Here is a 9,731-nt window from a genome sequence, read left to right as displayed (position 1 = left end):
GCCATGCCCGTTCGGAAGAAAAACCAAGCAGTTTCCCCAAAATGTGAATCGCTATGATCACGCTATCTTCTTGCTTTACCGAATGGCGGTTGCGGCGTTGAAGATGCGTCTGAATCAATGACAGTTGGGCGGAGACAAAAAAGAAAATGGCGGCATATTGTTTTTGAATCTTGGCCCGATCTGCAGGAAAATGAAAGTGCCCTTGCATCGGGATTCTCCTTTCGAATGGCAGGTTGCACTTTCATTCTACAGGAGATCCGCTAGGCAAAGGCTATTTTTATGCTTGATCAAGTTTATCTAGCACCACGGGTAAAAGATATATAAAAACACAGGGGGGCGGCTTTATTTAAGGCTGTCCTCTTTTTATTTACATAAAAACAATTTTTTAGTCAAGTTTTATTTACCTGATACATATACATGGAGTGACAATAATTTCTTTCAATTGCAGCAATGTGTCGATGTGTAATACAAACCATCGTCTTATTGTCAGGCTACACACTTCCTCATTAGAGTCTATAGATAACTTCGTATAGTAAGTAATCAAAATATATAGTTGATATTGGATGATTTTTGCATTCTTTTTTAGTGTATAATTTTTATAAAAAAATTTAAAAAACAGAAACTTTTTGTTTCTATACTCGTCTTTTATATGGGAAGGGGGTGGAAACAATTGCTAGTAAGTTTGATTTCGATATACTTATGAGCCTACATTCTAAATCCCTTTTTCAGTATCTATACGGATTAACCAATGATTATCATTTAGCGGAGGACCTCCTGCAGGAAACATTTTATAAGGTTTATTTACATTTAAGCAGCATGAACGAGGTAGTACAAATAAAATCATGGCTTTACCGGATAGCCTATAACACCTTCATCGACCACTACAGAAAAACAAAAAAGATAAAGGCTGTACAGGTTGATGATTTTTATGCGTCGTTGAAGCTAGATCCATCACTGGAGACGGAGAATGCGGTTTTGCAGAAATATCAAGCGGATTTAATTTATAAACATTTGGCCACAATGAAAGAACTGCAGCAAAAGGCCATTACGTTAGTCGATATTAAAGGATTTAGCTACAAAGAAGCGGCGGATATGTTAAATGTGAAAATTCCTCATTTAAAAAGCCTTGTGTTTCGGGGCAGGCGGGAATTAGAAAAACGATTACGCAATGAGGTGAAGGGATGAGAAAAGACGAGTTAAAACAATTATTGCAGAAATATCAAAATGGCACACTAAACAAAGAGGAAGAACAGAAAATAGAGGAGCTTCTAGAAAGTTTTGACGTATACAATGAATTTCTCAATGAAACCCTTCATGATGAAGGGATGAAGGAAGCCGATCTCGAAAAAATGATGAAAAAGGCCCAACAAAAATTCTTTTTTAGAAATACGCTGCTCGTTTTATCATTTATACTCGTTATTGTTCCGCTACTGACGATGGTTACTGTTATTTATTACGGTTGGGGGCGAGACCACAGCAAAGGAAACGAATTTATACGAACTATTCGGACTGCGAGTGAAATGATGGTCCCAAATGTGTACGTGGATTACGATACCGTTGGCGACGAAATTAAGCCGTTTACCATGAGTGTAACAACCGACAAATATAAGATGTTTGGTGATAAAAGAAGTTATTTAGGCAAGGATACTTACAAACTGTTCTTAAATGATATTTTTGCTAAAGAATCAAATTATCGAGCTATCGGATATTCCATTAATCAAATTGGAATCAACTTTATTCATCCGAAAGCAAAATACTATTTACCTGACGAAAGAACAAAAATTCAGTCTCTTCCGGGTGATTGGCCGCTTGAAATCTATATTTCCTTGGATCAGTCCTACTCCTTAAAAGAAATAAACGAAAAATTTAAAGGATATAACATTACATGGCTTGCGTTAGAAACAGGTGTAGAGGAACAGATGAAGGATGATTTAGATTTTATCCAAACACCGGCAATTGGTTTTCCATACAAAAAAGTGCATGTAGATTCTATATTCAATCGCTCGTTTACTGATTACGAAGAAGTAGTCAAAGGGCTGGAGCTATTGAACAAGTACGAAAAATGGGCAACGGAACTGACAGAATATAAAGATTTAAAAATTGCCGAGCGACTAAAATGGGTGAAAAAACATAAAGAATTGAAGATCTATGGAATTGCCATTACAGGAACCGTTAAAGATATTTCGTCCCTGGAAAATATGAAGGAAGTCAAAGTTATTCGATTGGGACAGGTAAATTTACCATAGCAGGGAGTTGATAAATAAATGAAAATAAAGTTATCTCATATTAATTTGATCAATACCTTGGTCGCTTTGTTTCTCCTTCTTTTGTTAAATGTTCAACTCATAGCCCACTTACCAGTTTTCACTTTTGGCTACCTATTTATTTCATTATTTGGAGTCTTCATATCCTTGTTAGGAATGAAAAAAGGAGATTTATTCTATTCGTATTTAGGGGGGGGGCTACATTTCATTCTCATTATTTCATATTTTATTATAATTTGGATTGGTATTGGCATTAACTATAAATAAGAAACAGTTTTTTGCTAAATATACTGTGGAAATGAGCGTGCATAAGTATATATGTACGCTTTTTTTCATGTTTGTAATTTTAAATAATGTCAACATCAATAATATCAAGATAGTTAACAGAATTAAGCTTTCGAATACATACAAAAAACACTTTTACATCTATTTCTTTCTTCACACTGGTAATTTTTATTTTATGCATCCTCATTCCCCCTTAGTAACAAAAAATCCTCTAAAAGGCTGGTGAAAAAACGCTGTTTGCCTTGATCGATGATGAAACGCGTGAACATAGAAGCTGATGCAACAGTTTTTTCTATTCGAGAAACGATTGCGAGAAGCAGTTACGTGAGTAAATCATCCCCCTAAAAATATTCATTTAAATGGTTGTAAAATTCTTGTTCTCGATTTCTTTATGATATGTAAGTTGCTTATTAAGATATAAAAACCGAAATTTGTATCGTTACTAAAGGATTTTGGGTAAAAAATATGGTGGTATAGCCAAGAGGGAAGGCAGAGGTCTGCAAAACCTTGATCCCCGGTTCGAATCCGGGTACCACCTTTACTTCCTTTTAACGCGTTAGTTGGAAGTATTGTTTGAAAATGTAGCTACATTTTCGGTTTTACAATCAATAATAAATAAGGAGGAAATAATATGTTACAAAATATCATCCTATTGTCAAAAGAAGAACAAACTGACTTGTTCAACAAGGTGGAACAAGATGACACATTTAAAAAATTAAAAGAGGCTATGGAACAACAATATCCAACCTCAACACAGGGACTCCAAGTAATTGAAGCAATTAAAGGGGAAGTTGTTTGGGATGATGGAAAGGCTCAGTTTAAATCCATTGTACTTCTTAACAAAGAGAAGCACGCAAAACTGTACATCCTAGAATCACAAAAAGACAATAATGTTTTCATGTACTATTCTGCAGATGTATCAGATCCAGAAAATACAGAAGTCCTTGGCTTAAGAACTGGTAATGGTGAAGTAAAGCAACTATTTAGAACAGAATTCGACGCAACCTTCTTTAAAGAAACAAATTATGCTGTTCAGTTGATGAATAGGGAAAACGATGTAGAAGCTGAAGCTTTCCCATTTAGCTTTTGCTTAGTTGAATGTGCAGGCACTTATAGACACTGCGGACCGGGTTGCGGAGATGGTATGTCAAAAGGTGGTGGAACCCCAATCAACGCAATTGATAGTTGTTGCCGGGCTCATGACAGATGCTATGCTAATTTTGGTTGGGGAGATGATTGTTGCGATAAAGAGCTTGTAGATTGTGTTACACGCAATAAATCGGTTGATTATTGCGCGTATCTCGATATTGTAGTGTGGTTTGGCGGAGATGCTGATAATTGTTAAGATGATCAGTTGTTAATGCTAATAAATATAAAACCATGATCAATGAGGCTGACCCCAAAGTCCGCCAAAAAGCGGACTTTGGGTCAGCCCCTTAATTTTTTCTCAAAACGATCTGCGAGACACACTCCACATGCGCCGTATGGGGAAACATGTCGACCGGCTGGACTTCGATCGTTTCGTAACCCCCATCCTCTAAAATGCGCAAGTCGCGGGCCAAGGTGGCGGGGTTGCACGAGACGTAGACGACGCGCGGCGGCTTCATGGCGATGATCGTCTCAAGAAGCGTGGCGTCGCAGCCTTTGCGCGGCGGGTCGACGACGAGACAGTCAGCCCGGACGCCTTCCTGATACCAACGCGGGATGACGTCTTCGGCGGCGCCGACTTCGAAGGTGACGTTCTTGATGCCGTTCAGCTCGGCGTTGCGCTTGGCGTCTTCGATCGCTTCGGGGACGATTTCGACGCCGTAGACATGCTTCGCCTTTTTGGCTAAAAAAAGCGAGATCGTGCCGATGCCGCAGTAGGCGTCCATAACCGTCTCCGTTCCGGTCAGTTCGGCGTATTCAAGCGCTTTGTCGTACAACACTTTCGTCTGTTCCGGGTTGACTTGATAAAACGAGCGGGCGGAGATGGCGAATTGGATGTCGCCGATGCGGTCGGTGATGAACTCGCTTCCCCATAACACCCGCGCGTTGGCGCCGAAAATGACGTTCGTCCGCTCGGGGTTGATGTTTTGCACGATCGATTTGACGTCCGGAATGGCGCGGATAATGTCGCGGACGATCTCTTGTTTATGAGGCAAATGGTCGGTGCGGGTGACGAGCACGACCATCACCTCGCCTGTTGCCGCGCCGTAGCGAGCGACAATGTGGCGGAGGACACCGCGGTGGGTGAGTTCATCGTACGGCGGGACGCCGTAGCGCGCGGCGATCCGTTTCACCGCTTGGACGACGATGTCGTTTTTCTCCTGCTGGATGAGGCAGGCGTCCATGTCGATGATTTCGTGGCTGCGCTCTTTGTAAAACCCGGCGACCAGCCCCCCTTCGCGCTCGCCGACCGGCACTTGCGCCTTGTTTCGGTAGCGCCACGGGTTCTTCATCCCGATGACGGGATGGACGGTGACGTGTTCTAGCTTGCCGATGCGGGCGAGCACTTCTTTCACTTGCTTCTCTTTCGCCTTCAGCTGGCCTTCGTAGCTCAGGTGCTGCAGCTGACAGCCGCCGCATTGACGATAGACAGGGCACGGGGGCTTGATGCGGTCGGGGCTCGGTTCGTACAGCTCGATGAGACGGCCGTACCCGTATCCTTTTTTCACCTTGATCACCTTCACTTTGGCCCGCTCACCGGGAAGCGCGTTTTTCACAAACAACGGAAAGCCGTCCACTTTCGCCACGCCGAGCCCGTCATGCGTCAAATCGGTGAATGTGACGTCATAATAGTCGTTTTTGGCGACTGGTGTTTGTTGTTTCGCCATATCGTTCCCCTTTCTGCCGATTCGTGTAAAGTTAGCGTTCCCTTAGGGGGGCATCACATAAGAAAAGAACAGGCTTATGACCCTGTTCTTACTTGTTCCGCCTTTTCTTTTGGCATCAACACTTCGAGATGGCGGTATAAGTTGACAAACTCGCCCGGAAGCATGCCCCCGAATTCGCCGTCTAAGTTCAGCTGCATCGGTGAACGGACTTTCACCCGATTCGCTTTCGTGTAAATGATATGCGGGTCGTTAATGTGCTCCCCGCGCGCCGCCAGCGTCACAAGGCGGACAAATTCGGCCAAATTCGTTTTCTTGACGATGATGAGGTCAAACAGGCCGTCATTCAGTGACGAGTCGGGCGCCAGCTTTTCAAAGCCGCCGACCGAGTTGGTCAGCGAGACTAAAAACATCATGATTTCGCCCTCAAACAGTTTGCCGTCATATTCAATGCTCGCTTCAGTGGCGCGAATGGACGGAAGCATTTCCATCCCTTTTAAATAATAGGCCAGCTGACCGAGCATCGTTTTGAGTTTGCTTGGCACTTCGTAAGTGAGCTCCGTCAGACGGCCGCCGCCCGCGATATTGATGAAATAGCGTGTTTTGTCTTCGTTCGTCACACAGCCGATGTCGATCGCCACCGGCTCGCCCGTGGTGATCACCTCGCACGCTCCTTCAATCGTACGCGGCACGCCGATGGCGCGGGCGAAATCGTTCGTCGTTCCCACCGGGATGACTCCCAGTTTGGGCCGGTACGGTTGATGAGCCAGTCCATTGACCACCTCATTGATTGTTCCGTCACCACCCGCGGCGATCACGAGGTCAAATTCGCGCTCCACCGCTTGCCGAGCAGCTTTTGTCGCATCTCCCGGACCCTCGGTGGCATGGCACGACGTTTCGTAGCCCGCTTTTTCCAACCGAACGAGCGCATCGGGCAAATGGCGCCTAAACTGCTCGCGGCCCGATGTCGGATTGTAGATGATTCGAGCTCGTTTCATTGTCCTCAACCTACTTCCTTTTTTCCATTCCACCCGTTCCCATCATAGCGAAATAATGCTTGACGCGCAACTCTGAAGAATGTCGTGAACATTGGCCGATATGGACGCGAAGGAAATGCTTTTTGTGCGATAACCCGAACCTTCCCCCTTTTATCGAGGGAAACAAGCTCCCTTTGTTCGATAAACCGAACCTTTCCTGATTTATCGCAGGAAAGAAGCTCTCTTTGTTCCACAAATCGAGCCTTGCTGCGATTTGCCGTGGGAAGGAAGCGCTTTTTGTTCGAAGAACCGAGCTTTTCCCCGATTTATTGTGGAAAAGAAGCGCTCTTTGTTTGACGATCCCAACTTTCCCCCATTTATCGCGGGAAAGAAGCGCCCTTTGTTCGACCAAGGGCGCTTGACACTGTTTATGACTCGCTCGCATTCGCCTGTTCGGAAACAGTTGGCTTGGCCGTGACGGCCGATGATGCGCCGCTCGTTGTGAGATTCTCAAGCAGCTGCTTGACATCGATGCCGGTCGATGCTTTTAGCGTCTCTTGCAGGCTCGCCATTAAGTTCGTCGCGTATCCCGTGACGCGGTTGGCGCCGCCGTTTGTTCCCGATCCCGTATCGACGATCGTCAGCTTCTCGATGTTCGCAAGCGGGCTCGCGACTTGTTTGGCGTATTCCGGAAGCATCTTGATGATCATGTCGAGCACGGCCGCCTGGCCATAGCGTTCGAACGCTTCGGCAATCTTTTGTTTCGCTTCCGCTTCGGCGAGACCTTTCAGGCGGATAATTTCCGCTTCCGCCTCCCCTTTCGCTTTCTCGGCCTCGGCTTTCGCCAGCCCGTCGAGACGGATGCGCTCGGCTTCCGCTTTGGCAAGCGTCTCAACGCGGTATTTTTGCGCGTCGGCTTCAGCGATTTGTTTCGCCTTTTCCGCCGCCGCTTTTTGTTCGATCGCGTAGCGTTCGGCATCGGCTTTTTTCTTCACTTCCGAGTCGTATTGCCGCTCGCGGCGCAAAATTTCTTTTTCTTCAAGCTCGATTTGTTTTTGCCGCTCAATGATTTTAATTTGCATTTGTTGGGCCGTCACTTCTTGTTTGGCTTTCGCTTCTTCAAGATGATACGCTTGGTCGGCGCGCGCTTTGGCGATGTCTTGTTCGCGGCGGAATTCAGCGAGCTTGAGCTGGTTGATTTTTTCCGCTTCGGCGATTTCCGTCAGCCGTTCGAGTTCCGCTTTGCGTGCTTCTTTATCCGCTTCGGCCCGCTTGATGCGCGTCTCTTTTTCCGCTTCAGCCGTCGCAATATCAGCGTCGCGCTTCACTTGGGCGATGCGCGGTTTCCCGAGCGCATCGAGATAGCCGTTTTTGTCGCGCACGTCTTTGATCGTGAACGAGACGATAACAAGCCCCATTTTCGCGAGATCTTGCGAGGCGACGCGCTGCACTTCTTGCGAGAATTTGTCGCGGTTTTTGTAAATTTCCTCCACCGTCATCGACCCGAGGATCGAGCGGAGATGGCCTTCAAGCACTTCTTTCGCTTCGTTTTCCATATCTTGACGCGTTTTGCCTAAAAACTGTTCGGCCGCGGTCGCGATTTCGCTGATCGAACTTCCGACTTTGATGATCGCCACTCCGTCCGCCATGACGGGAACGCCTTGTTCCGTATACACTTCCGGCGTTTGCACGTCGAGCTTGATCGACAATAAACTGAGCGGCTCAGCCTGCTGGAAAATCGGCACGACAAACGTGCCGCCGCCGCGGACGATTTTAATTTTGTTTCCCGATTCGTCCACGTGGACGTTTTTGTTTCCTAAATAGCTGCCGGTGACAATAAGCGCCTCATCCGGTCCGACCGTGCGGTAGCGGGTGATAAAAATGGCAATGAGTCCGACGAGAAGCAAGACGACAACACCAATGACAATCAACCATGGCGCAACCATGACAGTTCCCCTTTCTTTGTTTTAGATGGAAAGATGATACGGATCGTGCCTCGCCACCACAGCGACGCCGTTTTCCATTTGCACGATGATGACCTCTTCTCCTGACGGAATGGCTTCATTATTTGCACTTTTGGCCGACTTGGCCACCACACCGCTTTGACGGGAGATGAGAATTTCACCAAACCCATCCGGCGGCACGGACACGATCACCTTCGCCAGCGACCCTTCCAATTCGGCATCCGTATACCCAAGCGACGCCTCAGCCGACCGAAGCGGCAAAAAAACGAAAAAGTGCAAAAGCAATACCACGACAAGCGCTACACCGATACTCAGCCCCACGATCCACCGGGATGCCCAATCGGTATACCATTCCGCCAACAGACCGACCGCGCTCGCGACGATGAAAAATGATAAGACGAGCTGCGGGCTGAACAGCGGATGGTCGGCCACATCGAACAGACCGTCAAGCACATCGCTGAAGAAAAAATACAACACCGTAAGCAACGCACTAACCACCAGCACCGCGCCGTATACGACTTCAGGCGAATAGCCGAACACCATCTCCTCCCCTCCTTTCCTGTCAACAATTCATACGACCGAAGCACCAGTTGGTTTCATCATTTTTCCATCAGCATCAAAATTCGACAAATTCTTTCCTATTTCCTTTCTTTGAACAAAAAACTTCTGTGAAAAAGGCTGTGGTCAGGCAGGATTTTGCCTTGCATGGATCGAATAAAACAAATGGGAGTTCAAAAATAAATAGGGAGGGAGACCATGTCAGAAACGCGCATTGACCATGATCGCCTGTTTAAAGAGTTGTTAAGCACGTTTTTTGAAGAATTCGTTCTCCTCTTCTTCCCACGCGTATACGAGCATGTTGACTTTAACCATCTTTCCTTTTTATCAGAAGAAGTGTTGACCGATGTTACTGCAGGGGAAAAACATCGAGTCGATCTATTGATCGAGACAAAGCTAAAAGGGGAAGATGGACTGATCATTGTCCACATCGAACACCAAAGCTACATCCAACCCGCTTTTTCAGAGCGAATGTTCATTTATTTCAGCCGTTGATTTCAAAAACACCGCCGCCGTATTCTTCCGATCGCTATCTTCAGCTATGACACCACCCGTCATGAACCTTCCTCTTTCACTGTGGCGTTTCCGTTTTGGACCGTTCTCGATTTCCGTTTTTGACGATAGAATTGTGCAAACTCCCGTGGTGCGAGTACATCTCCCATGACAAGCCGGTCGCCGCCGCTCTGTTAAGCAAAATGGGGTATAACTCACATTTCGCACCCTAACAGGATGGAAAGAAAGGATTTTTTATTTCGTTTCTGTAGATGAGCAAATTTGCTAACATAAATTGACAACTAAACAAAAAAGGAGACATGAACCCAGCTCCTTGAGTAAAATAGATGTGCTCAAACTACCCACAAGGAGGTTCAT

General features: G+C 46.0%; 7 protein-coding genes, 1 tRNA gene and 2 pseudogenes. 5 read left to right on the top strand and 5 right to left on the bottom strand.

Going from position 1 to position 9,731, the window contains the following annotated elements; genetic code table 11:
- A pseudogene (locus B4113_RS05800) lies at positions 1-208 on the bottom strand (IS982 family transposase); the annotation flags it as partial.
- A gap of 452 nt (positions 209-660) precedes the next feature.
- Here B4113_RS05800 and B4113_RS05795 point away from each other — a divergent pair.
- From B4113_RS05795 to B4113_RS05775, 4 genes are all read left to right on the top strand, one after another.
- Entirely contained in the window at positions 661-1,185 is a 525-nt protein-coding gene (locus tag B4113_RS05795) for a sigma-70 family RNA polymerase sigma factor (protein WP_231559870.1), read from the top strand.
- Positions 1,182-2,246 carry an anti-sigma factor gene (locus B4113_RS05790; RefSeq protein WP_033844682.1) on the top strand — a complete coding sequence of 355 codons (1,065 nt, stop codon included), beginning with the start codon at positions 1,182-1,184 and terminating at the stop codon, positions 2,244-2,246. The genes B4113_RS05795 and B4113_RS05790 overlap by 4 nt, the downstream gene beginning before the upstream one ends.
- 770 nt (positions 2,247-3,016) lie before the next feature.
- Positions 3,017-3,087 (top strand) — tRNA-Cys (locus B4113_RS05780).
- A 93-nt stretch (positions 3,088-3,180) separates the two neighbouring features.
- On the top strand, positions 3,181-3,894 hold the full coding sequence (locus tag B4113_RS05775) for a hypothetical protein (protein ID WP_033844683.1): 714 nt from the start codon (positions 3,181-3,183) through the stop codon (positions 3,892-3,894).
- Between the two features lie 91 nt (positions 3,895-3,985).
- Here the strand turns inward: B4113_RS05775 and rlmD are convergent, their stop codons facing one another.
- From rlmD to B4113_RS05750, 4 genes are all read right to left on the bottom strand, one after another.
- Entirely contained in the window at positions 3,986-5,365 is a 1,380-nt protein-coding gene (gene rlmD / locus B4113_RS05770; RefSeq protein ID WP_033844684.1) for a 23S rRNA (uracil(1939)-C(5))-methyltransferase RlmD, read from the bottom strand.
- Between the two features lie 74 nt (positions 5,366-5,439).
- Positions 5,440-6,360: a diacylglycerol kinase gene (locus B4113_RS05765; RefSeq protein ID WP_033844686.1), complete on the bottom strand. Its 921-nt coding sequence runs from the start codon at positions 6,358-6,360 to the stop codon at positions 5,440-5,442.
- A 407-nt stretch (positions 6,361-6,767) separates the two neighbouring features.
- Positions 6,768-8,285 carry a flotillin family protein gene (locus B4113_RS05755; RefSeq protein ID WP_033844687.1) on the bottom strand — a complete coding sequence of 506 codons (1,518 nt, stop codon included), beginning with the start codon at positions 8,283-8,285 and terminating at the stop codon, positions 6,768-6,770.
- Between the two features lie 21 nt (positions 8,286-8,306).
- A complete protein-coding gene (locus B4113_RS05750) occupies positions 8,307-8,846 on the bottom strand; it encodes a hypothetical protein (RefSeq protein WP_172418744.1) in 540 nt (179 codons plus the stop codon).
- Between the two features lie 213 nt (positions 8,847-9,059).
- Between B4113_RS05750 and B4113_RS05745 the strand changes: the two are divergent.
- A pseudogene (locus tag B4113_RS05745) lies at positions 9,060-9,568 on the top strand (Rpn family recombination-promoting nuclease/putative transposase); the annotation flags it as partial.
- Positions 9,569-9,731 lie beyond the last annotated feature (163 nt).

The sequence above is a fragment of the Geobacillus sp. B4113_201601 genome, assembly GCF_001587475.1.
Taxonomy (GTDB): Bacteria; Bacillota; Bacilli; order Bacillales; family Anoxybacillaceae; genus Geobacillus; species Geobacillus icigianus.
The sequence above is the reverse complement of the archived record's forward strand: the minus strand, read 5'-3'. Positions and strand labels throughout refer to the sequence as shown.

Excerpts from the sequence above, each read along its gene's own strand:
- B4113_RS05790 (WP_033844682.1), top strand. The coding sequence starts at position 1,182 with ATGAGAAAAGACGAGTTAAAACAATTATTGCAGAAATATCAAAATGGC.
- B4113_RS05775 (WP_033844683.1), top strand. The coding sequence starts at position 3,181 with ATGTTACAAAATATCATCCTATTGTCAAAAGAAGAACAAACTGACTTG.
- rlmD (WP_033844684.1), bottom strand. The coding sequence starts at position 5,365 with ATGGCGAAACAACAAACACCAGTCGCCAAAAACGACTATTATGACGTC.
- B4113_RS05765 (WP_033844686.1), bottom strand. The coding sequence starts at position 6,360 with ATGAAACGAGCTCGAATCATCTACAATCCGACATCGGGCCGCGAGCAG.
- B4113_RS05755 (WP_033844687.1), bottom strand. The coding sequence starts at position 8,285 with ATGGTTGCGCCATGGTTGATTGTCATTGGTGTTGTCGTCTTGCTTCTC.
- B4113_RS05750 (WP_172418744.1), bottom strand. The coding sequence starts at position 8,846 with ATGGTGTTCGGCTATTCGCCTGAAGTCGTATACGGCGCGGTGCTGGTG.